The organism is Pedobacter sp. FW305-3-2-15-E-R2A2, assembly GCF_038446955.1.
Lineage (GTDB): Bacteria > Bacteroidota > Bacteroidia > Sphingobacteriales > Sphingobacteriaceae > Pedobacter.
Genome location: NZ_CP151803.1, coordinates 2,015,474 through 2,041,953, shown reverse-complemented (window position 1 = coordinate 2,041,953; position 26,480 = coordinate 2,015,474). Strand labels below are relative to the sequence as shown.

General features: G+C 44.0%; 12 protein-coding genes and 1 pseudogene. All 13 read right to left on the bottom strand.

Annotated elements, in window-relative coordinates:
• Nucleotides 1-5 precede the first annotated feature (5 nt).
• The 13 genes and pseudogenes from AAFF35_RS08480 to AAFF35_RS08420 all read right to left on the bottom strand — a co-directional run bounded on the left by AAFF35_RS08480 (nucleotide 6) and on the right by AAFF35_RS08420 (nucleotide 26,471).
• Nucleotides 6-2,459 (bottom strand): glycoside hydrolase family 2 TIM barrel-domain containing protein, encoded by a 2,454-nt coding sequence (locus AAFF35_RS08480; protein WP_342332001.1) that lies wholly within the window; start codon nucleotides 2,457-2,459, stop codon nucleotides 6-8.
• On the bottom strand, nucleotides 2,456-3,217 hold the full coding sequence (locus tag AAFF35_RS08475) for a hypothetical protein (protein ID WP_342332000.1): 762 nt from the start codon (nucleotides 3,215-3,217) through the stop codon (nucleotides 2,456-2,458). The genes AAFF35_RS08480 and AAFF35_RS08475 overlap by 4 nt, the downstream gene beginning before the upstream one ends.
• Before the next feature lie 10 nt (nucleotides 3,218-3,227).
• Nucleotides 3,228-4,778, bottom strand: coding sequence for a RagB/SusD family nutrient uptake outer membrane protein (locus tag AAFF35_RS08470; RefSeq protein ID WP_342331998.1), 1,551 nt, complete (start codon nucleotides 4,776-4,778; stop codon nucleotides 3,228-3,230).
• A 4-nt stretch (nucleotides 4,779-4,782) separates the two neighbouring features.
• Nucleotides 4,783-7,920 carry a TonB-dependent receptor gene (locus AAFF35_RS08465; RefSeq protein WP_342331997.1) on the bottom strand — a complete coding sequence of 1,046 codons (3,138 nt, stop codon included), beginning with the start codon at nucleotides 7,918-7,920 and terminating at the stop codon, nucleotides 4,783-4,785.
• Nucleotides 7,921-8,111: 191 nt separating this feature from the next.
• Nucleotides 8,112-8,984 (bottom strand): helix-turn-helix domain-containing protein, encoded by an 873-nt coding sequence (locus AAFF35_RS08460; RefSeq protein ID WP_342331996.1) that lies wholly within the window; start codon nucleotides 8,982-8,984, stop codon nucleotides 8,112-8,114.
• A 217-nt stretch (nucleotides 8,985-9,201) separates the two neighbouring features.
• Nucleotides 9,202-13,266, bottom strand: coding sequence for a two-component regulator propeller domain-containing protein (locus AAFF35_RS08455; RefSeq protein ID WP_342331995.1), 4,065 nt, complete (start codon nucleotides 13,264-13,266; stop codon nucleotides 9,202-9,204).
• 64 nt (nucleotides 13,267-13,330) lie between these two features.
• On the bottom strand, nucleotides 13,331-14,086 hold the full coding sequence (locus tag AAFF35_RS08450) for a LytTR family DNA-binding domain-containing protein (RefSeq protein WP_342331994.1): 756 nt from the start codon (nucleotides 14,084-14,086) through the stop codon (nucleotides 13,331-13,333).
• Between the two features lie 96 nt (nucleotides 14,087-14,182).
• Complete coding sequence (locus tag AAFF35_RS08445; RefSeq protein ID WP_342331993.1) at nucleotides 14,183-15,508, bottom strand: RagB/SusD family nutrient uptake outer membrane protein; 1,326 nt, start codon at nucleotides 15,506-15,508, stop codon at nucleotides 14,183-14,185.
• An 11-nt stretch (nucleotides 15,509-15,519) separates the two neighbouring features.
• The gene (locus tag AAFF35_RS08440) at nucleotides 15,520-18,879 is read right to left on the bottom strand and encodes a SusC/RagA family TonB-linked outer membrane protein (RefSeq protein ID WP_342331992.1); all 3,360 of its coding nucleotides are present in this window, start codon (nucleotides 18,877-18,879) and stop codon (nucleotides 15,520-15,522) included.
• Between the two features lie 37 nt (nucleotides 18,880-18,916).
• Nucleotides 18,917-21,604, bottom strand: coding sequence for a zinc-dependent metalloprotease (locus tag AAFF35_RS08435; RefSeq protein WP_342331991.1), 2,688 nt, complete (start codon nucleotides 21,602-21,604; stop codon nucleotides 18,917-18,919).
• A 128-nt stretch (nucleotides 21,605-21,732) separates the two neighbouring features.
• Nucleotides 21,733-23,361, bottom strand: coding sequence for a histidine kinase (locus tag AAFF35_RS08430; RefSeq protein ID WP_342331990.1), 1,629 nt, complete (start codon nucleotides 23,359-23,361; stop codon nucleotides 21,733-21,735).
• A gap of 140 nt (nucleotides 23,362-23,501) precedes the next feature.
• On the bottom strand, nucleotides 23,502-24,920 hold the full coding sequence (locus AAFF35_RS08425) for a Gfo/Idh/MocA family oxidoreductase (RefSeq protein ID WP_342331989.1): 1,419 nt from the start codon (nucleotides 24,918-24,920) through the stop codon (nucleotides 23,502-23,504).
• A 111-nt stretch (nucleotides 24,921-25,031) separates the two neighbouring features.
• A pseudogene (locus AAFF35_RS08420) lies at nucleotides 25,032-26,471 on the bottom strand (sulfatase).
• Nucleotides 26,472-26,480: the final 9 nt, after the last annotated feature.

Below are 26,480 nucleotides of genomic sequence, written 5' to 3'. Positions count from 1 at the left end.
AATCGTTAAAGTTCAATAAATGTGGAAGGCAGGCCATCGGCTTTTACACTTGCCACGCTCTTTCCATTATTTAGTTTGATGCTGATCTCAGCACGTCCATTTCCTAACTGCACCCTGCGTGAACCACGGGCAGTTCCCTGATCATCGATCAGTTTGCCATCACCGGTCAGGCCGAAGCTGATGTAATTTTGTGCATCCAGACATAAGACATTGTTCTTGTCCAGGATTTTTACACGGATCACTGCAATACCTTCCTTTTCGGAGACTTTCTCCAGGATCATTTTTGCAGGTTTATCCCATTTTGCGGTCTGGTATTCCTGGGTAATTTCGTCGGTAATTACTTTACCATCTTTCTTGCCTACTGCTTTGATGGTATTTTTGCCTTCATTGAAACTGACCATCCACCTCAAACCCGCTGCCGGAAAGTCCTGCGAATCGCGTTTCTTCCTGCCCAGGCTTTTGCCGTTCAGGAACAGCTCTACTTCATCCAGGTTGGCATATACTTTTATCATTTTCTGCTCATCCGCATTGCCCCACCTTACCGGCCATGAATGCCCGTAGATGTGCACCATTGGTTCGCTCGTCCAGTACGACTGGAACACGTAATACGCTTCTTTTTTTGTAAAATCACGTTCGATGACTCCTTTCTGGTTCATATACGGAACCGGATTGTCCGGGCGTACAGGTGTAGAAAAGTCTTTAAAAGGCCAGTAGGCCGCTCCGGTTAACCAGGGCATGGTTTCCTGCTCTTTTAAATGCCAGTCGATGAGGTTAACGATGTAACTTTCACTCCAGTCGCCATCTTTAGACACTCTTGCACTTCCTCCAAACAGGGAAGCATCTCCAGCCCTTTCATCCGCTCCTTTGCCTGTTTTTACCTGACTCAAGGCATTGTCAGGATTTTCAGAATGTCTGCCGGCATGACTATCACCACCCCATTCTACATGGAGAAAATGATCTACCTTATCAAATTCCGTTTTGGAAACCTCTTTATACTCCGTATAGATTCCGCGGTACCATCCTGCCCAGATGGAAGGAGAATAGACATCTACAATGTCTTTACAGAAATCACATCTTCTGATCGCTGTTTTTCTGGATGGATCCAGGCGATGAGAAAGGTCATTCAGTTCTTTCATGAATTCTCTGATCTTGTGCTGGTCAAATTCGCTGAAATCTCCGGGCCAGTCGTTTTCATTGCCCATTCCCCAGATGATGATGGAAGGATGGTTAAAATGCTGCTCCACCATATTGGTCAGCATGGTACGTGCCTGATTTTTATAAGATTCTCCACCTAAGCCACCCCTGCACCAGGGAATTTCTTCCCAGACCAGGATGCCCAGGCTATCGCAAAGCTCGAGTACAATTCTGGACTGCTGGTAATGACCGAGGCGGATAAAGTTGACTCCCATATTTTTCATCAGCACCATTTCCTCGCGGATCTGCTCTTCCGTCATCGCTGCTGCTACTCCTGCATGGTCTTCATGGCGATGCGTCCCTCTTAACAGGAGCCTTTTGCCATTGAGCATGAACGGTCCTTTTTTAACGAACTCAAAGTTTCTGAAGCCCACCTTTTCTTTGTGCACTGCAGTTTCTCCATTGGCAAGGATGCTCGTTTCAACCGTATAGAGGTTCGGGTTTTCCGTCGACCATAATTTCGGGTTCTTTATCGTTGTTTCCCAAAGGTCTTTGGTTCCATAAAATGCTTTTAATTCTTTCTTCCAGCTGCTAACTAATTTTCCCTGAGGGTCTTTAACTTCTACCTTAACCAGCACGGTATCTACGCCATCAGGATTCCATAACCTTGTTCCTATTTTTAGCTGTCCGAGGGCTCCTTTCACATCCACACTGGCATGGGCAAAGACCTTTTCTGCGGACACCTGCGGCGCATAAACCAAGTTTAAGTATCGGTACAGACCGCCATAGATGTTAAAATCAGAAAGGTCTGAAGGGATCATTTCCAGATCTCTGGAATTATCACAACGGATTTCCACCGGGATTTTCCCTTTAAACTGCTTTTGAAACAAAGGGTTTTTACGGAAAGCCTCCACGGCTGCCGTAATATCGGCTGTCCATTCATCGTAACCGCCTACATGTTCTGCTACTTTAACATCGTAGATATAGACCTGTGTCTTCTGTCCGGAGCCTTCAAAATGAAGCAATGTCCGGCCATTCTGATAAGGATTGCTGACCGTTAACTGGCTGCGATACCATCCTGGTCCCTGATAATAGTTCAAATCCGGGTCTACGGCATCTGTCGCATTGAAACAATGCGGCAGATTGACGTTTTCCCATAGCGGTACACTTTCCGGGTTTCCTGCTTTCACAGGTCTGATGGCTTCATAAATACCACCCAGATCACCTTTCAGATATTCCCAGTTTTGCGTTAAACGTTGGGTTTGTTGTGCTCGTAAATGACTAAAAAGGATCGTGCAAAAAAGGGTTAAAATTAGTTTTCTCATGGAGTTTTCGGTGTTCTGAAAGGATAGATGGTAGTGCCGTAAACATGTACGACCGAATTGGTAGCAATATAACCTCCAGACCTGTTGACCGTTTTGTCGTTGATCATGATCGGGGCCAGATCATCATTGTTAAGGATTTTCAGTTCCATCTTTCCCTCCTGATCAAATCCGGTTCCGCCATTCAGAAGACCAAGAGAAGAACTTTTGCTGGCGATGCTTCCCGGAGGCAGCATCGTTTGTACGGCGATATTGTTCAATGGAATGTTGTTAAAGTTATAGGTCCCCTGTATCATCAGGTACAGGAAGAAGTTTTTGACATCTTCCTTAGGGTAATCCTCCCATTTTTCCGCGATACGGGTGGGAAAAACTCCTGTTGCCGGATTTGCCGGACCTGTAATGATCGGAAAGTCTACCCATAGACCTGCAGATGTTTTTTTGGTTTTGGAATCATAAACCCTCACGGCATCATTGTGCAGAAAAATGAAGGTCATCCCCTGTTTTTCATAAGTGGCAAGGTCAATTCCTGCATAGTCCAGTCCTTTTCTCATCCATTTAAAAACCGTATCCTTCGTGTTAGTTGCGGATTCATAAGAGCGGTTTTCTAAAAACTGCCTGGCCGTCATATTGATATTCGGGTCCAGTGTTTTATGTTCGTAATCGTATTTTTTCTGCAAGTCCATATCGAATAAAGTACATCCTGATAAGGGCAGCAGTAATAAGAAAGCATATCTTTTTAAGATTAATCTGATCGTATTCATAAGGCTAATTTTAATCTGTGTAACCAGGGTTTTGAACTAATTTGCGATTGGAATTCAGCACATTTCTGTGTAAAGGCCAGTAAGATTTCGTTTCAGGATCAGGGAAGCCCGGAGCTTCAAGGTTTCCTGCAGCGATTTGCCTTCTTTTAAGAATCGGGTCCATTACTTGTTTTACATGGTTGGTACGCACCAGGTCAAACCATCTTTTACCTTCACCGAACAGTTCCAGTTGTCTTTCATTCAGAATCGCATTTTCCATTGCGGTCTGATCGGCAACCAATGGATCATTGGCCAGATATTCCGGTATTCCTGCACGCTTACGAATAAAATTCAGGTATTTCAATGCACCTGCCAGGTCGCCACTGCCATTCAAAGCTTCCGCATATAAAAGATAAATATCTCCCAGGCGGTACATGGTCAGGTAGACCGGCAAATACTGATTGCTTGCAGGAAACAGATCTGCAGCAGTTGGTGCAGCTGCCGTCGGATACCATTTCAGGAAGCGGTCTCTGTTTGGTTTCGGCTGTGCAACAAATACATCCGCAGTTTGTCTTGGTCTGATGTCGGTAGATCTCGTGTTCTGCGACTGAGGCTGGAACCAGGTTGCCCAGATGCCTTCGTCTATATTGATTTGTTTATTGTTGCTCGTCCATGAGGTTTGCATACAGGCACAACCATTTTTCAGGAAATCCCAATGGATGCTCCAGATGGATTCATTGCTCGTTGCCGGTGCGGCGAACAAGGTTTTCCAGCTTGCAGAAGGCTGTAGATTCGCCTCACTCAATCCTGCATAAACGGTCCCCAGTGGTCCTTTTGCCGCAAACAGGTTCTTGATCCATTTGATGGCATTCGGATAATCTTTCTTCCACATGTACACATCAGCGAGGGTCGCGCAGATCGCAGCTTCGCCCATATTGTAGACGATTGGTTTTGACCCTTTTACCACGAGGCTATAGGCTTTTTCCAGATCCGGAATGATCACCTGAGAAATGACCTTATCTTTTGATTCCCTTGGATAATCTGCCTGCTCTGAAATGTCAAGATAAGGCTCCGTTCTGATCGGGGCATCTCCCCAAACCCTAACCAGGTAAAAATAACTTACCGCACGCAAGGCATAAGCCTGAGAAAGGTAGCTATCTGCCAATGCAGGAGTCAGGGTAACGTCCAGGGCTGCTGCCTGAGGCATAAATTTAATGGTGCTATTGGCCCTTCCGATTACGCCATACAAGCCTGTCCAGTCTGAAAACTGATTGGTCGGTGTCAAACCGTTTAATGCAATTTCATCTACGTAATCTTTGGTATAGGCAAGGAAACGGTCAAAATTGTCGGCACGGTATTCCCCCCAGTACAGGTATTTTTCTGTATACTGATCTTTACCGATCATTTCCTGCTGGAAGGCGGAATATACCCCAGCCAGCGAGGCTTCCATATCGTACCTGTTTTTATAAAAATCACCTATGGCTACCTGAGCTAAAGGTTTCTCAGTTAAAAATTTCTTACACCCGCCCAGTAAAAGCACTGTAGCCAGGGCAGACATCGCGATTAACTTTCTCGTCTTCATCTTATTATAAATTAATGTTTACACCAAAACCAAACTCTCTTCTTCTCGGGTATTTTCCGGTATCATCTCCCGGAGTCAATACGTTACCGGAACTGAACTCAGGGTCATAACCACGGTAATTGGTCCAGGTCAGGAGATTGGTACCATAGACATAGGTGGTTAAACCTTTAAGGAAAACACGTTTTGCCCAATCCGGATTTAAACGGTAAGAAAGACGGGCACTCGACAACCTGATGAATGAAGCATTTTCGATATAAAGGCTATTTTGATTGGTTTTAAGGTTTCCACGGTTATTACGCTCCACATAATAAGGGTATTTGGCATTGTCTCCGGGTTTTCTCCAGGAATTGTAGACCATATCCGGAGATCCGGCCCCTGTGTTGGAAGGGTTATTCTGGGTTTGCAAAAGCGAATTGTATACTTCAGCACCAAATGAACCGTTGAACAGGAAAGACAAAGAGAAGTTCTTGTAACGGACATTGTTCATGATTCCGAGGTAGTAATCCGGAGTGGCATTGCCAAGGATCTGACGGTCTGCATCATCGATCACGCCATCAGGTCTGACTTCTTCCCATTCTGCATCTCCACCTTTCAGTTTACCATCCGGAGCACGTTTACTTTTCACACTGCCCGTGTATTCCTGGCCATCTAAAGTATATACTGCTTTTCCATTGGCATATTTAGGTTTGCCATTCTCCAGAACGACATCCAGTTTTCTCCAATTGGCGTCATAGGCATTGGATTCATCCCAGGCATAAACACCCAGGTTTTTCCAGCCATAGAAGTTCCCCATACGTCCACCCTCTTCCACATACCATTTGTTGCCGGCGAAGAAAGGAACGCCATCTGCCAGTGACAACACTTTACCTTTTTCAAAAGAGATGTTGGCGGTCACGTTCCATTCAAAGTTTTTCGTGGCGATAGGTGTGCCATTGAGCACAAACTCCAGACCTTTGGTCTGTATCGCACCTACATTCACCTGTACTTTACTATATCCGGTTTCCTTTGCAATTTCCCTTGGATACAACAGATTCGACGTCTTTTTTATATAATAATCTCCGGTAAAGCCCAGGCGACCTTTAAAGAAGCTCAGGTCTAAACCAATGTTATTTTGTGTGGTAGTTTCCCATTTGATGAATTTATTTCCAAGGATAGCAGTTGGTGCGGCAGAACCCAGACCATTGTAGCTGCCCGAAAAAGCAATCCTGGTCACCGACTCATAATCCCCAATCTGATCATTTCCTAACTGACCAAAGCTGTAACGGATCTTCGCATCTTCCAGGAACGATTTGGACCATGACATGAATTTCTCATCAGAGAAGCGCCATGCTGCAGAGCCCGACAGGAAATTTCCCCAGCGGTTTTCAGGACCAAACCTGGAAGAACCGTCCCTGCGGTAAGTTCCCTGTACGATATACCTTCCTTTATAGTTGTATCCCAATCTGGAAAACATAGATGCAGTCGAATTTGCACTGGCTTCAGAATAGGTATTAGGCCCATTCACATAGTCAGGAAGGGTCACTACGATCTCTTCACTTACACTATTTAAATATTCAGTATGCACACGGTCCATCTTTTTCCTGTCGGCACTGAATCCCAATAAAGCGGAGAAATTATGGTGTTCACCGATGGTCTTATTGTAGTTCATAAATGCCTGATATTCCCAGCTAAAGTTTTTTCTCAGTTCATTTCTTCCTGAATTCTGATCTCTTTTACCGGAAAGGATTCTTGGTGAGAAATAGAGGTTCTGGAAATTATCCAGCTTGGCATTGAATAAGGTGGTAAATTTCAAATCCTTGGTAAACTGATAATCCAGCTGGTTATTGAACTGTCCGGAAAAGGTTTCATCCTCGTCCCTTTCGAATAAAGCCTGGGCAATTGGATTTCTTTTAGAGGCAATATAACTCGTCAACGTCCCATCAGGATAGTAAATCAGGGAATACGCAGGCCTGTCGATCACCACTCTAACCGTATTTCCGACCGGGATCTGATTTCCTTTTTGCCAGCTGAAAGACATGTTATTGGAATATTTCAACTTCTCATTCACCTGATAGTTGACATTGATCCTCGACTGTAAGCGTTTTGCCCAGCTGTTGATGATGATGGACTTATCGTCCAGGTAATTGATACTGGTATAATAGCTCAGCCCTTTTTGGCCACCACTAATGCCCAACTTGATCTCTTTCTTTTGTGCAAGATTTCCCAGCAGGAGTTCCTGCAGGTTGTTATCCGCATTGAAGCTCGGATTCAGGGAATCTGTTCCGTTTGGCCTGGCCTGAATATTTCTGAATTCACGTACTTCGGCCGCGTTGCTCACCGGAATACCATGTGCCAGACGTCCGAATACATGGTTATAGGTCAGGTCGATCATCGGTTTTCCGTCCTGTCCTCTTTTGGTGGTAATCAAAATTACCCCGTTTGCCGCTCTGGAACCATAGATGGAGGCCGATGCTGCATCTTTCAAGACTTCCACATTGGCAATATCTGTAGGGTTGATGTTCGCCCCATCAGGGTTGATCACTCCGTCTACTATATATAAAGGTCCGTTACCACCGTTTAGTGTCGAGGCGCCACGAATCTGGATAGAGCCCGTTGCTCCCGGTGCACCACCGCCATCGTTCACGATCAAAACCCCTGCTGCCTGCCCTTGTAAAGCGTCAAAAAGGTTGACAGGCTGACGTTCCAGGATTGTTTTTTCATTGATGGAAGAACTCGCGCCCGTCAAATCTCTCTTTTTCGCCACCCCACCATAACCTGTTACCACGACCTCATCAAGGTCGGAGAAGTTTTCTTTCAGGCTGATGTTGATGCTTGTCTTAGTTCCTACCGTTACTTCCTGTGAAACGTAACCGATATAACTAAATATCAGTACCGAGGTTTCTGCGGGAACAGTCAGATTGTATACCCCATCTACATTGGTAGAGGTTCCGAGACTCGTCCCCTTTACCTTAACACCTACACCGGGAAGTGGAACGCCTTTATCGTCTTTCACGATCCCTTTTACTTTGTTTGTTTTTTGTGCGAATACAGCGGGTGAAAATAGCATTCCCAGTGCCAGTAAGACGATTACGCCAACCTGACGGATATTGCACACTTTCCATTTGTTAGACAAATAGAGGTTCTTAGTATAAATTTCCTTCATACTTCTGTTTTAAAAAAATGAGTAAATATTTTAATTGATCATCGACTGATTCATCCGGTTTTTCCGGGTTACAGTCGCTCAGGAGGGTGATGCCGGTAATCCCTTAGGCTCGTTTTAATGGTGGTTCTCATGCTCGTTTTGGTTAGGTTTATATTGGTTGGGTATAAGGGATGATTTTCGTTTGTTTTTCTTTATTCGGTTACAAATTCCCGCTGGTAACACAGCGGACTTTTCCCGGTAATCTTCTTAAAACACTTATGAAAGCTGGCAAAATTATTAAAGCCGCTGTTATAACAGATTTGTTTTAAGTTGAGGTGTGCTTCGATCAGGAGCTTACAGGCTTGTCCGACTTTAATTTCGGTGAGGAACTGCGAATAGGTTTTGCGTGTTCTTGATTTAAAATAGCGGCAAAAGGAGTTCGGACTTATTTTGGCAACGTCTGCGATTTCTTCCAGACAGATCTTATTCCTGAAATTGGCATAAGTATATTCATAGATATCGCTGATGCGGTCTCTCTCTACCTGTTCCAGGTCGTATTGAAAACCGATAGAAGCCAATGTTTCCAGCTCTCCACATTTGGCAATTTCCACTAAAGCCTGCATGAGCATAATGATTCTTTCGGTTCCTTCGGCTTTCAGCATTTTCGTAAGCAGGTCTGCCACTTGCTGCCTGTTTTTGCCGGTCACCTTTACCCCTCTTTTGGATTTCTCCAGGACTTCTTTTAACAGCCTGTTTTCCGGCAGGTTCAAAAAGAAATCTCCCCAAAGGGCCTCAGAGAAATGGGCGACTTTCACATCGAGGTTTGCCGTTTTTCCGCCTTCATCAAAATACATCTCATCGAACTTCCAGTAATGTGGCAGGTGTGCCCCTACCAGGACGATATCTCCGGAGTTAAAAGGCTGGATATTGTCGCCGATAAACTGGGTTCCTTTACCTTCATTGAAATAGATCAGTTCCAGTTCCTGATGGTAATGCCATTTGTTATTCACAAAAGGTTCGATATCCTGTCTTACACTAAATGATTGAGCAGGAGCCATAGATACTTTAAGTAGTTGCGCTTTCATAATCAATAATTATTTAGTTGAGGACTCGGGGAATCAGCGTGCTGCAAAACCTCCTTATAACAGGAAGCCACAGAAAGAAGGATCATCGGATACTCGTTCATAGATTGCTTAATCTTAACAGATATTTATAATTGGTTTTGCTAATGTAAGTCTCATCGCAATATCCGAGGGGGTGAAATCTTAAAGAAAAGGGGTGAAATTCTTAAATCAGCGGCCTTTATTCTTCAAAAGCATAATCAGAGGGGGTTCTTCCGAATTGTTTCACAAATTCTTTACTGAAATATTTGGGGTCATTGAAACCCACGATATAAGCAATTTCATATACTGTATATACATTCTGGCGAAGCAGCTGGGCTGCTCTTTTCAGGCGGACGGATTTGATAAAGTTGTTTACGGTAAGCCCGGTGAGGACCTTAATCTTTTTATAGAGGATTGGCGTACTCATGCCCAGATCTGAAGCAAGGGTGTTCACACTGAATTCAGCTTCGGCAAAATTCTTTTCAATGATGCCCATCACTTTGTCCAGGAATTCCTCATCTGCAGACTCTATTAAAATATTGGAAGGCTGCAAGGTAATCTGCTGAGAAAACTTGCGCCTCATATTGGCCTGCAACATCAGCAGGTTGGAAATGTTGAGCTGAAGGCTGTTGATGCTGAAAGGCTTGGTCAGGTAAGCTTCTGCTCCCGTTTTCAATCCATTCACTTCGTGGATATTTCCGGACCTTGCCGTCAGCAGGATGATTGGAATATGGCTCGTACGGACATCTGTTTTTAAAGTGCGGCACAGCTCCAGGCCATCCATTACCGGCATCATGACATCGCTGACAATCAGGTCGGGAATTCTGGCGATGGCCAGCTCCACTCCTATTTCTCCGTTTTCGGCGACCAGAATCTGATAATAAGGACTTAAAGACTGAACAATGAAATCCCTTACTTCGGGGTTGTCTTCGACAATCAGCAGCGTTAAGGTTTCCTCTTCACTGCTTTCCGGGAGCTGTGGGCTCCAGGTATGTTCAGGATCCGTTTCAAATTGATAGTGTTCCGGATTTTCGCTGTTCAGGAACTCTTCCACCAGCTCATCCTTAGAAAAATGATTTTGGCCGAGCTTCAGCTTGAGGCGGAAGCAGGTATGCATTCCCGTCTCCCGGATGTCTTCTTCCTCTGCCAGGAACAATCCCCCATAATGCAGTTGTGCGATTTTTTTAGACAGCGCCAGTCCGATTCCTGTACCACTATTTCTGGACAGGGGATCTTTTACCTGGTAAAAATTGGTAAACAGTTGTGCCCTGCTTTCTTCGGGAATCCCTTTCCCATTGTCAGAAATACTGATCTCCACGAAACCGTAAGCTGTTTTCCCGATAGATAAGTGAATGGCACCACCATCCGGGGTAAATTTAAAGGCATTGGACAGGAGGTTAAACAGGACCTTTTCCAATTGCTCATTGTCGAAATAAACTTCGATCTGCTCTTCTTCTGTTAGAAACTGATAGGAAATCTGATGTTTGATCGCGAGGTATTGAAAGGAAAGGAAAATCTCTTTGGCAAAGGGAATGATATTTCCGGGGGAAATGTTCAGCCTCAGCTTTCCGGACTCCGCTTTTCTGAAGTCCATCAGCTCATTGACCAATCTCGTGAGTCTTCCTGCATTTTTCCTTACCGTGAGCAGTTTCCGGTTTAGTGCCGGAGATTCCTGGGTTTCATTGATCAGGTTCTCCAGCGGGCCAACAATCAGCGTTAACGGTGTTCTGATCTCATGAGAAACATTGGTAAAGAAATCCAGTTTCATTTGATACAATTCATGCTCCCTTCTCAGCAGTGCCCTGATCCATAAAAATCTGGAGAACAGAAACAGCAGACCGAGAAAGCAGCTCAGGTAAATCAGGTAAGCCCACCATGTTTTCCAGAAAGGCGGATTTACATGGATCGTTAAACGTGCCGGTGCAGCGGTCCAGACCCCATCATTATTGGAACCTCTGATCAGCAAGGTATACGTTCCTGAAGGAAGATTGGTGAAAGTGGCTGAAGGGCTGTTCACATAATTCCAGTCTTTTTCAAAACCTTCCAGTTTATAAGCGTACCTGTTCTTTTCCGATTTGATATAATTGAGCAGGGCAAAATCTACGGTAAAAATGTTCTGGTGGTGGGAAAAGGTGACCGCTTTCGTCAGGCTGAAATTTTCAGAGAGCAATTCCGTTTCATCGTTAATGCTCACCAGTTTATTAAAAAGCTTCAGGCGGGTAAATACCGCTTTGGGCACCATGTTATTGTCTTTGATCTGTTCCGGAAAAAAGCTGACCATGCCATTGAATCCACCAAAGAAAAACTCGCCCTTGCTGTCCTTAAAAAAAGAATTGTAATTGAATACATTTCCCGGAAGGCCATCCCTTACGGTATAGGTCTTAAACACCTTATGGTCGAACTTGGAAAGGCCGTTGTCTGTACTGATCCATAAATTCCCTGTGGCATCTTCCAGCATCCCCAATACCACATTACTTGGAAGGCCATCTGCTTTGGTAAAGAAGCGTGTCGTTTTCAGTTCCGGAATATAACGCATCAATCCCGATTCATAACCACCCAGCCAGATGGTTCCTTTGGAATCTTCCTGAATAAAATTGATGTCGTTAAACATGGTATGGTTGTCCCGTGTTTTAAAACGCCTGACGATATTGGAATTGTGTTCCAGAATATAGGTTCCCGAACTGCAGGCGATCCAGATGTTCTTTTTGGAATCCTCAAAGAAACAGCGGACTACTTTTAAATCATGTTGGGCATCCTGACCCGTATAAGGTGCAAAATTATCGGATTTTTCATTGTAAAGGTAAATTCCCTGTGCCCTCGTGCCGATCCAGAAGCGCTGCTGACTATCGTGAAGCAGGGCGACAATCCGGTTGGAGTTCAAGGCATAAGGATCTCCGGGATTGGGCTTATAATGTTTGAAGCTTTGCGATTCGGGAAGAAAAAGGTCCAGTCCGCCTTCATAAGTACCGACCCAGACTTTTCCATTGTGGTCTATCGAGACTGCTTTGACCAGGTTAGAGCTTAGGGAAGCCGGATTTTCAGGATCATGCCTGAAGCTGTTGAACTTCCCCGAACTGCGGTCGTAATAATTTACCCCTTCTGCTTCGGTCCCGATCCAGAGGTTGTGTTTTTTATCTTCGAGTACCGAACTTACCACATTACTGCTCAATGCATTTTTGCCGGTATTTGATTTATACTCTCTGAAAGGGGTAGAATTTTCATGGTATACATTGACCCCTCCATAATACGTCCCCACCCAGATCGATCCGGCAGCATCCTGCATCATGTCGTAAATAGAATTCTGGTTCAGACTGGAAGGATCATCCGGATGGTGGTTCAACACCCTGACAGAATGATCTTCCACATCGATGATATTGATACCGTTTAAGGTCGAAACCCATAGTTTCCCATCCTTTGCCAGCATCATTTTCCGGATCACATTGCTGCTGATGCTGTTGCTGCTTCCTTTTTTGGACCTGAAATGCCGGAAAGCAGTCCTCGCCGGGTCCATCAGTTCCAATCCGGCGCCATGGGTTCCGATCCATAAATTATGCTGACGGTCTTCGAGGATAGAGGCGATGTCATTGTCGCTTAAACTTTCCGGGCGTTTGGCATCATGAACATAAGACTGATAACGGTATTTACCTTTTTCCAGGGTCATGCTGTTCAGCCCTTGTAAGGTTCCGATCCACAATACATTGTTATGGTCCTGATGGATGGCTTTAATGAGGTGATGAACCGGGCCTTTCCCAAGGTCTGCTTTGGTAAAATAACGTTCAAAGCGGTCCTGACCAACGAGTTTATTTAACCCGCTGTCTGTTCCTACCCAAATGTGTCCCTGACGGTCTTCATAGATACACCTGATGACATTATTACTCAGGCTGTTCTTTTGTTCTTTATGGTACTGAAAACGCTTAAAGGAATTGGTCTTTGGCAGGTATAGGTTGAGTCCCTTTTGTGTGCCTACCCATAAATTCCCTTTGCGGTCGGTGAGCAGGGCATTGATGTTCTGGCTGCTCGTTAAAGAAGACTTGTCTTTTCTATGGTATTTATAAATTTCGAAATTCTGGGTATTGAATTTATTGAGGCCGTCTTTGGTGCCAAACCACATAAAACCCATGCTGTCCTGAGTGATGGAGAGCACACTGCTTTGGGAAAGTCCGTTTTCTACGGTCAGGTGGTTAAAACTAATGTTAGACTTTTGCGCATGAGCTCCAATAGCACAGCACAGCAGGAAAAAAAACAATAGTCTGTTAGGGTTCATAAAGGTTGGGGCACTGCATTTGGTCGGAGGTAAAAGTATCGAATTTAATGGAAATTAAAAGCGATTATTGATTTAACCAGTTTTTAAACGCTTCCGCCCTTTCTTCACTGACCACCACTTCCAGTCCTTCTACCGGTGCAGGTTCGAGTACAATTCTCACCCGGTTTCGGGAAAGCTTGTACATCTCCCTGATCGCTTTGATGTGGATGATGAACTTGCGGTTGATGCGGAAGAAGTCGGAACTATCCAGCTGGGGTTCCAGACTGCCTATCGTTTCTTCAATGATGTAATTCTGCTTGTCGTTGGTGACCAGGAACAGGTATTTATCATCCGCCATAAAATAAGCCACATCATCAGACTGTACGGTCTTGATAAGTTTGCCCAGTTTGACCATAAAGCGGTTGCGGATTCTGGCCAAAGGCTCCTCTGCTTTAAAGCGGATCTGAGGGATATTGATTTCAGAAAATTTACGGATGCTGTCCAGTTTGTTCAGGGCTGAAGCTACATCTTCTTCGTCGAAAGGTTTAAGCAGGTAATCGATGCCTTGATTTTTAAACGCTTTTAAGGTATACTGATCGTAGGCCGTGGTAAAGATCACCGGGCTTTCTACGGTCACCTGTTCAAAGATCTGGAAGCTCTCTCCATCGCCCAGGTGGATGTCCATGAACAGCAGGTCTGCCGTGTTTTTGCTCAGCCAGGATACCGCAGCTTCGACGGTTCCCAGGATAGCGAGGACTTCTATTTTCGGATTCAGTTTCAACAGCGTCTTGTGCAACGTATCCGCCGCCAGTTCTTCATCCTCAATAATTAATACCCTCATCTTTTTTTGCTGAACTGTAAATGTAAAAAAAAACTCCGGCCTGTAAAAACAGACCGGAGTAATTCACGTTCAAAAGACGTATACTATATCTCCCCCCTATTGAAGACCAGGATTGTTAGCGATCGCTTCTCTTGGGAAACGGATCGTGTATCTTGGATCATTTTTTTGAAGCGTAAAAGTTACGCCTAACGAAGTATGGCTTAATGCCGGCTGACCATAACGTCTTAAATCGTACCAGCGGTGACCTTCCAGCGCCAGTTCTCTTTCTCTTTCGTTGATGATCTCCTGTAAAAGCGCAGCTTTATCAAGTCCTGAGATCCTGGTTTGTTCTGTCGCGAAATAAGCAGGCGTCAGACGTTTTGCTTTCAGGGCCATTAAACTTTGCAGGGCCAGCGACAAGTTATCGCTCTGTAACGCCGCTTCAGCCTGGATCAAATACAATTCTGAGTTATGGAAAGAAATCTTTAAGGCGTCTAAATTACCTTTAACCGATCTGTAATCCGTTCCTCTTTTACTGAAATACTTTGCAAACCTTTTGTCGTTAACCTCATCATAAATTCCGATCAGGTGTGCAGAGATTAAGGAAGAATTGGTCGCTCCCGGATCAAATGCTTTTTCCATAGACATGATGTTTTCTTTCGACTGGTAGTGATTCGGTAAAACTGAGGTCGCTACATTCAGGTCTTCCAGTTCTCCGTTCAGCGCTAAAGCATCCTGACTGGCCTTCAAGGCATTTGCCCAATCTCCTCTGAATTCGTAAATCCTTGCAGCAAGTGCCAGGGCAGCGCGTTTGCTAAACCTATAGTTCTTGCCCGCCTCGAAAGTCGTTACATTAATCAGTTTCAATCCCTCTGAAAGATCGGCAAAGATCTGATCATATACTTTCTCTACAGATACCGGAGTATATTTTTGTTCCAGATCGATGGTTAAAGAAAGTGCTACACCGCGATCTGTTGCTGCCGTATTTTTATCATAAGGTTTCGCGTACAGGTTGAGCAGCTCAAAATGGCCATAGGCACGAAGTAAGTAAGCCTCTCCTTTTATCTGTTCTGTTTCTGCATTCTTTCCGGCTTTATCGATCACATCTGCAATTACGGTGTTCGCATAAAAGATGGATTTATACATCGACAGGTAAGGAAACTGAAGGGAAACAGGATCCGGAGTAACGTCATTCCATTTATAGATATCGCGGTAATTGTTGGTTTCCGAGTTGTCTTCATTCAACAACAATTCTTCCGTACGATAAGCAAGTAAGGATTTATGGTTAGGAAAGCCCGCGTATCCCGAATTCAGCAATGACCTGAAGTCATCCGCAGTTTTAGGAATGACCCTTCCTATCGGTTCTATATCTAAATATTTCTTACAGCTGCTGGCCGACAAAATCAGGCAGATTACAGCGGTTAATTTTATGATCTTATTCATCAGATTTTTATTTAAAAAGTGGCATTTAAACCGATAGAAATGCTTCTTGTAATCGGTTGTGAATAAATATTACCATAGGTCTCCGGATCAAAGAAGCCTTTATAGCTTGTTCCGAATACAAATGGATTTCTGCCTTCTACACTAACTCTCAAGCTATTTGCTTTAATTTTACCGGCAATCTTAGATGGCATGGTATAACCAAGACGGATGCTGTTGATCCTCACATAGCTGATTTTCTTTGCAAAGATGTCCAGGTCGTTATAGGTATTTCCAGGATCGTTACCACTTTGCCATTTATAAGCCATCCAACGGCTTCCGGCATAGGTATCGTAGCCATAAATTCCAGGCAAGTTACTACCAGGATTCTGTGGCGACCAGGCGTTCAGTACATCTCTCGAGTAATTCCTTCCACGGTCTACTTCAGCTGCGCTATAAGTAGGTCTCGCTTTCACCCACTGGTCAATGTTAAAGATAGCGGTTACCGACAAATCGAAATTCGCATAGCGGAAACGGTTGGTTAAGCCCCCTGTAAATTTAGGGTCCATATCACCGGCATAAGTATACAAGTCCTGGAATCCTTTTCCATCCAATCCACTGCTCACCAATTGTCCGTCAAATATGCCTGCAAGCGGATCATATAATTTATAGAAATCTTCCAGGGAAACTGTTTTTCCATCTCTCTGGAACTGAGGAATGCCGTTGGCATCCAGTCCGGCTGTTTTAAGTACGAACAATGCATTCACCGGATACCCTTCTTTAGATGGGTTCAGCTGGTTCGGGCGAACTTTCTCCCTGATCACCTTGCTTTTGTTACGGGCGATGTTAAAATCTGTAAACCATTGGAAATTATGCGTGCTGATGTTTCTTGTGGAGACAGAGAACTCAATTCCCTGATTCCTTACCTGGGAGAAGTTTGAGCTGGTAAAATCAAATCCATTTTCCAATTGCAAAGCTTCAGTTCCAATCAGGTCATCACTGAAACGATGGTAATAATCTACCGTAAACTGAACGGCATTATTCAATATTCCGAAATCCAGACCCGCATTATAGGTAGTCGTTCTTTCCCATCTCAGTTTATTGTTTGGTGGGCTGTTTACAGAGATTACAGGCTGATTCCCACCCGGAAGGATTGGAACATTACCATAATCACCCACTACAAACGGCGAGGTATTTTTGTCGATATTTCCCTGAAGTCCGTAGGAACCACGAACGCGCAGATTGGAAATCCATTTGACATTTTTAATAAAATCTTCTTCATTGGCATTCCAGGCACCTGAAATCGAATAAATCGGCAGGTATCTGTACTTAGGATCTACCCCAAAAAGATCTGATCCATCGTAACGGATACTTCCATAAGCGGTATATTTTCTGTCGTAAGTATAAGATAAGGTACCATAGAAAGAGGCAAAGGCATTTTCACCTTTTGTTTTCTGATACGCACGGTATGGAGATGATTTTCCATCGTAATTACCATTTGGAAATATAATGTTCTGGTTGGTCAGTGTCTGTTCGTTAAAACCAAAAGCTTTGACATTGATGTCTTCTCTGTTGTTTCTTCTCAACTCTGATCCTGCAAGGGCTTCAATTTCATGTTTATCAGCAAAGACCTTTTTGTACTCCAGAATGGATTTCCAGTTGTATTGAAATAAGGAAGAGGTCTGATTTTGATTCGTTCCACCTACCGGTAAAAAGTACTCATCTTTTTTAGTTGCAGAGTTGTAATATTTGGTTCCTTCTCTCAGTTTACGTAAAAAATAAGAAGACTGACCCGCATATTTCTCTACGCCAACATCCTCAAACTGAAGGCCCAGTTCCGTACGGATTTTCAGGTCTTTATTGATCTGATAACCCAGGTCCATAACCGTTTTCACACTCTTACTGTTGAGGGTATAGCGGGTATTTTCACGTTCTTCTACCAGGTTAAAAGGAAGGTAAACATCTCCGTTTATGTTCCCAAACATATCCGGATCGTAGTTAAAAGCACCGGAAGCATCTCTTACCGTTTGGTAAGGATTTACATTCCTGGTATAAGTGGCCAGATTCGTAAATGAATCTGCATCTGTCAGGTAATTATTACGTTTGGTTTTGGAACCAAAAATGGCCACTCCCGCTTTCAATTTCGGAGAAATGTTAAAATCCGTTTTCAGGGTCATGTTGTAGCGTTCCATTCCGGTTTGCTTCGTCGTTCCTTTTTCGTTATAATAACCACCCGAGAAGTAATAGCTCGCCTGTTCCGTTCCACCAGACAATGCCATCGTGTATTGCTGGTTAATGGCCTGCTGATACAATTCCTTTTCCCAGTCTGTACCTTGTGTCCTCAATGCATTGATTGCATTTTGTGTAGCCGTACTTAAACCTGAGAAACCATTGGTTCTATACGTATTCAGTTCTCCGCTTTTATTAAGAATTCTGGAGATTGCACCCTGGTTATCTCTCCAGGTCAGATCAGATCTGGAGGCTAAGCCCAATTCAAAATCTACCTTTTCATTGGCATTCATCAAATTTAGTTTGCCGAGGTCAGGTCTTTGTGCGATAAAGGTATTGGCGCTGAAATTGATCGACATCGGTCCTTTTTTACCCTTTTTTGTAGTAATCACAATTACGCCATTGGCAGCCCTTGCTCCATAAATAGAAGTTGCGGCAGCATCTTTCAGGATCGTAATGTCCTCGATATCGTCCGGGTTTAGTCCGGCGATCGGCAAATTACGCAACTGGTCAATATTGTCTTTATCTGCAAGTCTGCTTGGCAGATCTGTTCCTTCCAGTGGAAGGCCGTCCAATACCCATAAAGGATCCTGGGTTCCGTTCAAAGAAACCGTACCACGGATTCTGATCTTAGGTGCTGCGCCTGGTCCGCCGGTAATGGTACTTACATTTACCCCTGCTACCTGTCCGGCCAGCATCTGATCAATTCCGGATACCCCGGTCTGACGGATTTTACTGTAATCCAGTTTGGTAGTTGCAGTCGTATTTTTACGTTTGGCAATGTCCGAATATCCATTCACGACAACCTCACCCAATGTATTGTCACTGTTTTTCAGGGAAACAGTGATATTGCTTTTATTGATGATATTGATCAGCACGGCATTGTACCCAAGGTAACTTACTTTTAAAGCAGTAGTTCCTTCCGGTACTTTTAAGCTAAACTTACCATTGCTATCGGTTACCGTTCCGATCACAGAATTCTGGATCACACCAGGAACTCCACTCTGCTCACCAATTACGGCATTGTCTACAAATACAGAGGCCCCCGGGATGGGCAAGCCATCCTTTTCGTCCAGCACCGTTCCGGTGATGGTCGTTTGTTTCTGACTGAAACCCGTCAGGCTTATGCCTAACAGGAACAGTATTAAAAGTAATTGTTTATTCATATCCCCTATATTATTTTATTAGTTTGTTGGTTGTTCTTTAGTTCATTTTAAGGCTCTGACGAATCCTCAGGATCAGGTCCATATAATGGCCTTTTGTGGCATCATCCCCTCTGCCTTTATTTTTTTCTAATAGTGTGACAATCTGTAACAGCTCTCCGCGTTTCGCTGCGGCTACATCAGAGGTCCTGCTCATGGAACTGAATTGAATGTTTCTTAATGAAGTATGATCAGCTCCTGCGGCAGCCTTGCCATTATCGCCGAAATCACAGATCTGCAATTCATTTTTCAGTTTAAATGTGTTTTCTTTTAAGGAGTTTTTGGTGATTTTCTCCAGCATTTTATCTGTGCTTACCAGCAATACATCTACGTAATTTTGCTCCAACATGCGGTCTTCCACAGAAAGGGTTTTACCGCTTAACGTTTTTGCAAAGGCTGTTGATCTCAGTTCTTTCAGTAATTCGGCTACTGTAAAAACGTTTTCTTTACCCAGCATGACTTCCATTTCCATCATTCTCAAGAGGCGCTCCTGGCTGACCAGGCTATACAAGAAACCATATTGAAATTCACGTTTCAGGTTATAAGGGGCATATTCAAACGGACCCATTGGTGATTCTTTAACCGGGAAAGTTTTTTTTAACAGGTCTTTATTGAACAACCATTCCGGAGCGGTGATGGCCTCTTCTTTTAAAAACTTTAATGCTTTTACCTGCATGGTTTTAGGAACCGGTGTATAGGCATTTTTATCGTCTCCTGCTACCGGTTTTTCCAGGTATAAACCACCAATGTTCGCCATCACGTGCTCTGCATAGGTTTGCCATTGATAGATGGCTGCCATAAAGAGTTTTCCAGCCTGAAGATAGTCTTCGCCATCATTGGAAGCCCAGGTGCTGATTTGTGGCACCAGACGCTTCAGGTTTGCCAATCCATATTGACTTGCTTTCACCGCATCGTCTCCTAAATCTTCAGATTGTGCCCTTGGATCGATCACATTTTTAGAGTCCTGTTGTTCTCCATAGTGGTATAAAGGATCGTTGGCATGTACTTTAATCCACTCTCTGAGGATAGGAAGTTCCTGATGCGGATCTTCTACATCTAACCAACGGTATCCCCATGCAATGGCATATTTATCATAAAGTCCGATCTGAGGTGTAATATTAGTCACCTTATCTTCCGGTTGTGCCACATAATTGAAACGTGCATAATCCATGATGGAAGAAGCTGTTCCGCCCATACGGTTGGTAAAGGAAGGGGAACGCAAAGAATCTACCGGAAAGGAGAAAGAAGAGCTCATATTGTGTTTCAGACCTAAAGTATGACCGATCTCATGAGAAGATACAAATCGGATGGCATGTGCCATGCGTTCATCAGAAAGCTTGTTTTTTCTTGCTTCCGGATCAATCACCCCTGTTTGCACCCTCATCCAGAAATTCAAAGAGGTCATGACGTTATGCCACCAGATCACATCTGATTCCAGGATTTCTCCGGAACGTGGGTCAACCACTGCGGGTCCCATTGCATTAGACTTCGGTGAAGCCGCGTAGGTGATCTCCGAATAACGGATATCATCTCCATCATAATCAGTGGTATCGGTCACTTCTCTCGCCTGAATCGCATTTTTAAACCCGGCTTGCTCAAAAGCTTTCTGCCAGTCTGTTACTCCTGCAATGATTTGTTTTCTCCATTGTGGAGGAGTGGATGGATCGATATAAAAGATGATTGGCTTTACCGGCTCCACCAGTTCTCCTTTAAGGTAACGGGCGCGGTCTTCCGGTTTAGGCTCCATTCTCCATCTCGTTAACAGCGCTCTGGTTTCCAGTTTATGCTGGGCATCAGAGAAATACCATCTTGGGGTGGTAAAAAAACCAACTCTATCATCTGCAAAACGAGGTTTCATCGGCTTTTCCGGCAATAAAAGCAGGTTTGTAGTCACCGCCATACTCACGGGTATCGTTGTTGTGCCTTCGGTTACTTTGGTCGTCAACAACGCACGCACCACAATATTTTCCGGAAAGCTCTTGATGTGCTCAATACCGGATAAACTGGTTTTTGGCGCAGTCCCCAATCCAATATCTGTAAAAACATCATTAAAACTCTTCTCCGTTCCATCAAAAACCTTATTCATTTTGATCACTACTGCTGAAGAGTCCGGCGAGTATGCTTCGATCTTGAAAGATTCAATTACAGAACCCACGAAGTTATCTTTCACGGAGCGGGTGATGGCATCCCCTGCCGGCGATTCCACCTGTGGAACAATCGATTTTACCCATATCGTTTTAGCCAGTTTGTTCTGAGAAAAACGAATCACTTTATTGTCATAGTTAACCCCTTTATTTACCCCTAACTCATTTATCGACAGTGGTACGGAAGAGATCTTATTGACAATCAGAAAATCCTTTCCCATTAATTTTAAAGGAATCTCAAAGTAATAATCCATTTCTACCTGATGAACTTTAAACAAGCCATTCAGGGTCTTGGCTTTCTTTAAAAGCTCGGTATAATTTTTAAGGTCTTTGCCTTTGGTGGTATCGGCAAGGTTCTTCTTTTTTAAGGTATCAGTAACTGCTTTCTTAACAATTTTCTTAGGCAATTTATTGGGAGTCTGTGCGTTTACATTGAACGCAAAGAGGCATACCATGCCCAGAAAAAGAGGCATCCTTACAGTATCGGCTAGTTTAATCTGGTGTTTTTTTCCGGTTGAAAAAAATGAAGTCTTATTCAAAATCATGTTCCAAAGTGCTGCATAATTGGCACATTATGAAATTATTAGGAGTGGAATGGCGCATTATGTTTAGTGAAAGCGCAGTTTTAAGGAGTGAAAAAAATCATTGTTAATTAAATATGATGTCCTGATTATTATTCAGTTAAATACAAAACAGGAAGAAAGCACTGATATTGATCCCCTTCCACGCCATACTTTAGTTGTTGATTTCCAAAATAAGCATAGGTACTTTGCAGGTAATTTAAACCCTGTTTTCCGGAATCGCGGACATCGGGGCGGAGTTGCAGGTTATTGCTCACCATAATTCCTTCACCCAGGCTCTCGATCCTGATTTTTAACGGGTTGGATTTGGATAGGATATTGTGCTTCACTGCATTTTCAATCAGGGTTTGCAAACTCATAAAAGGGATTTTCCCTTGCAGGTGTGCTTCAGAAATCTGCAGGGTTAAAGGTTCCAGTCCTTCTCCAAAACGGATCTTCAATAAGAAAAAATATTCATTCATGAAGCGAAGCTCTTCTTCCACAGTTGCCAATCCGTTGGGATAGGATTCCAGTACATAACGGTAAACTCTGGATAGCTTGACCACAAAAGATTTTGCCAGATCAGGATCCTGTGCAATCAAGGCGTTTAAAGAGCTGAGGGAATTGAACAGGAAATGCGGATTCACTTTCTCTTTTAGTTTTCCGAGTTGCAACAGCGCATTTTCCTTTTGTTGCCGCTCGGCAATGAGATTCAAAGCTTGTTTCTCCATAGAGAGTTCCTGCAGGTTGATTTCCACTTCCCTTCTGATGATAAATTCCTTTTGCCATCTGCGCTGATACAGCCAGATCAGCCCTATGATGATGCTTACTGCGATCAGTCCCAGATAAACGGAATAATTCTTGATCGCCGTTACGTCTTCTTCCAGGAGAAAGCTTGGAACATCTACCACCAGTGTCCATTTTAAACCTACGATCGCATTGGGGATATAGTACCTCTTCACCGGGATTTGAATGGAATCTGACATCGCCTTTTCGCTTCGGATTTTTCCACCTCCGATCACCCTCGTGTTCATTTTTTCCATCCGCATCTGGTACAGCTTTTTTCCGATCACTTTTTCGTATGGACTGTAGATACAAACGCCGTTTTCATCCACCAGAAATCCAAAAGTGAAGGTAATGGGGTCGATATCATAAAAGGCAAGCCGGAGTTCCTGCAGGTTGATGTCCAGGCCAAAGATCAGCTTACCTTTTGGGGATTGCAGCAGATCTGAGGCCGTAAGCCAATGCAGGGTATCCCTTTTATCGCTCATACTGGACCTGACCATAGGCCCATTCTGAATAAAAAACTGTTGCTTTGCCCAGGTTTTCACTTCATCCGGCATTGCCGCCTTGTGAACACCTTCCTTGTTACGCACCAGGTAAAAGAAGGAAGTATCCCTTCCTTTTACGACGGCATACCAGGCGCGGTTCACCTTTTTTTCTGCCAGTACAACCTGTCGAAGTGTTTTCTGCAGGTTTTCATCGCTCAGCTCTTCCGTGTAAGGGCCTTTCCCCTCCTCAAACACCTTCACCGCATTCCGGTTGATATTCAGGATATTATTAAACTCATAATTAAAGACGCTGAGCTTTTGCTTGAATAAAATCGCCCCTGCAAATTCCGAAATCCGGGTCATGCGTTTTTCCACAAGACTACCGGTAAAAAGAATGATCCCGATGATACACAGAAATACGGTTAAACCGATGACTATCAGGTATCGGGGTTTTTGTAGGGCAAGCTTCATTGCCGCAAAGATAAGAAAATCAAGCCCATAGCCTCTACAATTTTTAACTCATCAACATTGTGGAGGCAAATCAAAAAGCCCGGGACTGCACAAACGTTTGCGGCAGCTCCGGGCTTCTTATAAAAACGGAATATTCCTACTTATTTCATACTTCTAACCGTGGTATTTCCACCACCTTCCAGGGTTAGGCTAACTGGCTTATTGGCCGTCCATCCACCTCTGGTGAAATCAGGAATATCTACACTGGAAGACCGCTTTGAAACAGATTTCTTGCTCAATGGTACAATACAGCTCCAGGCTGCAGCATCATAAACATCCTGATCTAAAGGAAGTCCGTTGCGCAGGCAATCGATCAGTCGCCAGTCCATCATGAAGTCCATTCCGCCATGTCCACCGACTTTTTTAGCGATATCTCCCACATGTTTGATCAGTTCCGGGGTATACTTATCATATAATTTTTTCATTTCATCCTCTTTCAGCCATTCTTCCCCAAAGGTGATGCGTTCCGGATCAGGCCATTTGCTGGCAAATCCTTTTGTTCCGCTCAACAGGTGGATTCTGGAATATGGTCTTGGAGAGGTCACATCATGCTGCAGCATTAAGGTTTTCCCCTTGCTCGTTCTGATGGTGGTGGTATTCATATTACCTCTGTAGTTTCTACCTACAAATTCATTGTAGAAAGCATCTTTTTTCGCCCTTTCTTTAGCTTCATCACCCATCATAAAATCATTGGTAGATACGGAAACCAGGTAATCCATTTTATCCCCTCTGTTGATGTTCATACATTGTGCAATCGGCCCTAAACCATGTGTAGGATATAAGTTTCCATTGAAATCAATGTTTTCTTTTAATCTCCACATGCTCTCATACCCTTTCTTGTTAAAGTTCAGCCCTAACAGATCATGAATATAAGCCCCTTCTGCATGGATCAGCTCTCCGAACATGCCCTGACGAGCCATATTTAAGGTCAGCATTTCGAAGAAGTCATAACAGCAGTTTTCCAGCATCATACAATGCTTCCGGGTCTTTTCAGAGGTTTCTACCAGTTTCCAGCAATCTTCGATTGTGAGCGCCGCAGGAACCTCTGTAGCGGCATGTTTGCCATGCTCCATCGCATAAACTGCCATTGGGGTATGTAAATGCCATGGGGTACAGATGTAAACAAGGTCCAGGTCTTCTTTATCGATCATTTCCTTCCAGCCATTTTCGCCGGAATACTCTGTTGCTTTAGGCAGGCCTTTTTCGGTCAGGAATTTTTGTGCAGCAGTTGCCCTTTCCGGAAGTTTATCACAGAGGGCTTTGATCTCCACCCCTTCAATAAAGGACATGCGCCCTACCGCACCCGGTCCGCGCATTCCAAGGCCAATAATTCCAATGCGAACTTTATCTATCTTTGGTGCCGCATATCCGCACATGTTAAATTTTGGCGCCGCTTCGCTATAGCGATAACTGCTTTCGGCTTCAGCTCCTGCCTCTTTTGAGAAAGCAGGCAATCCGATGGCTACTGCTCCCGTGCCAATGGCCAGTGATTGTAAAAATTTTCTACGGTTAGGTTTCATTTGTGGTCTTGTTTGGTTAGAATTAATGTATTAAACGAATATAACGAATCTGCCTGCTCCTTTTTAGCGCTTTGTCAACGCAAACGCTTGCGTAAAAATCAGGTGACTGATTTATTCCATTAATCCGGCAGCTTCCTGATCTTCATATTTAAGAATCTGTGCTTTCAACACTCCTTTTAATTCCTTTGTAATCGAATCATATCCCTTTTTTCCGAAAAGGTTATTTTCTTCGCTGGGATCCTTTTGAAGGTCATAGAGCTCCCAGGTATTCACCCGCTCATAGAAACGGATCAACTTGTACCTGTTGGTCCTGACGCCAAAATGTGGTGAAACAGAATGAACGGTATTTTCATAGTAATGGTAGTACATCGCCTCCCTGCCCTTGGTTTTAGGATTTCCTTTGAGTAAGGGCATAAAAGATTTCCCCTGTACCTCTTTTGGCACTGCCAACCCCGCAGCATCCAGCATGGTTGGGGCGATATCCAGGTTCATCACAAAATCTTCAGATTTGCTGCCCGGCTTGATCTTTCCCGGATAACGCATCATCATTGGTGTCCTGAAGGATTCTTCATACATAAAGCGTTTGTCAAACCAACCGTGTTCTCCCATATAAAAACCCTGATCGGACAGGTAGACGACGATGGTATTCTCTTTTAAATCATGTTGGTCCAGATAGTCCAGTGTGCGTCCTATATTGCGGTCTAAAGAAGCTGCAGTACTCAGGTAATCTTTCATATAACGTTGATATTTCCATTCTACCAAGGCTTTCCCTTCCAGTTTTCTGGCTTTAAAATCAGCTTCCACCGGTTGGTAATAGGCTTCAAACTTCGCACGCTGTGCCTCATTCATGCGGTTCACCGCAGGTTCTCCCTTCTTGCTGTAAGAAAGCATTTTCAGGTCGTAACCCAAAGTCATGGTTTTATCTATGGTCATGTCCTGAACCTTTGCCGCTTCCCTGTTCAGGTAAGCATCATAAAAGTTCGCTGGCATTGGAAAGTGCTGCTTTTCAAAACGCCCCATATCTGTGGTATCCGGCATCCAGGAACGGTGCGTGGCCTTATGTCCGATAACCAGGCAGAAAGGTTTGGAAGGATCTCTTTTCTCCATCCATTCCTCTGCGGCATCTTCAATCAGGTTGGACACATAACCTGTTGTCTTTTTCCTGCTCCCATCCATCATCAAAAAATCAGGATTGTAATAATCCCCTTGATCGGGAAGAATCTGCCAGTAGTTAAAACCCTCCGGATTACTTCCCAAATGCCATTTCCCGATCCATGCCGTCTGGTATCCTCCGGATTGCAAATGTTTCACAAAAGTATCCTGGTTTCCATCAAACCTGGAATGGTCGTTGTCTTTGAAGCCATTTTTATGACTGTATTTTCCGGTCAGAATCACGGCTCTGCTGGGGCCACAAATGGAGTTGGTGACTTATGCCTTGTTGAAGATCATCCCTTCCTTTGCAATCCTGTCGATATTTGGGGTTTGCATCAATTTGCTTCCGTAAGCACTGATCGTTTGGAAAGCATGGTCATCAGAAACGATGATCACCATATTGGGCTT

Bases quoted from the DNA above. Each gene is read 5' to 3' on its own strand.
- AAFF35_RS08480 (WP_342332001.1), bottom strand. From the start codon at position 2,459: ATGAGAAAACTAATTTTAACCCTTTTTTGCACGATCCTTTTTAGTCAT.
- AAFF35_RS08475 (WP_342332000.1), bottom strand. From the start codon at position 3,217: ATGAATACGATCAGATTAATCTTAAAAAGATATGCTTTCTTATTACTG.
- AAFF35_RS08470 (WP_342331998.1), bottom strand. From the start codon at position 4,778: ATGAAGACGAGAAAGTTAATCGCGATGTCTGCCCTGGCTACAGTGCTT.
- AAFF35_RS08465 (WP_342331997.1), bottom strand. From the start codon at position 7,920: ATGAAGGAAATTTATACTAAGAACCTCTATTTGTCTAACAAATGGAAA.
- AAFF35_RS08460 (WP_342331996.1), bottom strand. From the start codon at position 8,984: ATGAAAGCGCAACTACTTAAAGTATCTATGGCTCCTGCTCAATCATTT.
- AAFF35_RS08455 (WP_342331995.1), bottom strand. From the start codon at position 13,266: ATGAACCCTAACAGACTATTGTTTTTTTTCCTGCTGTGCTGTGCTATT.
- AAFF35_RS08450 (WP_342331994.1), bottom strand. From the start codon at position 14,086: ATGAGGGTATTAATTATTGAGGATGAAGAACTGGCGGCGGATACGTTG.
- AAFF35_RS08445 (WP_342331993.1), bottom strand. From the start codon at position 15,508: ATGAATAAGATCATAAAATTAACCGCTGTAATCTGCCTGATTTTGTCG.
- AAFF35_RS08440 (WP_342331992.1), bottom strand. From the start codon at position 18,879: ATGAATAAACAATTACTTTTAATACTGTTCCTGTTAGGCATAAGCCTG.
- AAFF35_RS08435 (WP_342331991.1), bottom strand. From the start codon at position 21,604: ATGATTTTGAATAAGACTTCATTTTTTTCAACCGGAAAAAAACACCAG.
- AAFF35_RS08430 (WP_342331990.1), bottom strand. From the start codon at position 23,361: ATGAAGCTTGCCCTACAAAAACCCCGATACCTGATAGTCATCGGTTTA.
- AAFF35_RS08425 (WP_342331989.1), bottom strand. From the start codon at position 24,920: ATGAAACCTAACCGTAGAAAATTTTTACAATCACTGGCCATTGGCACG.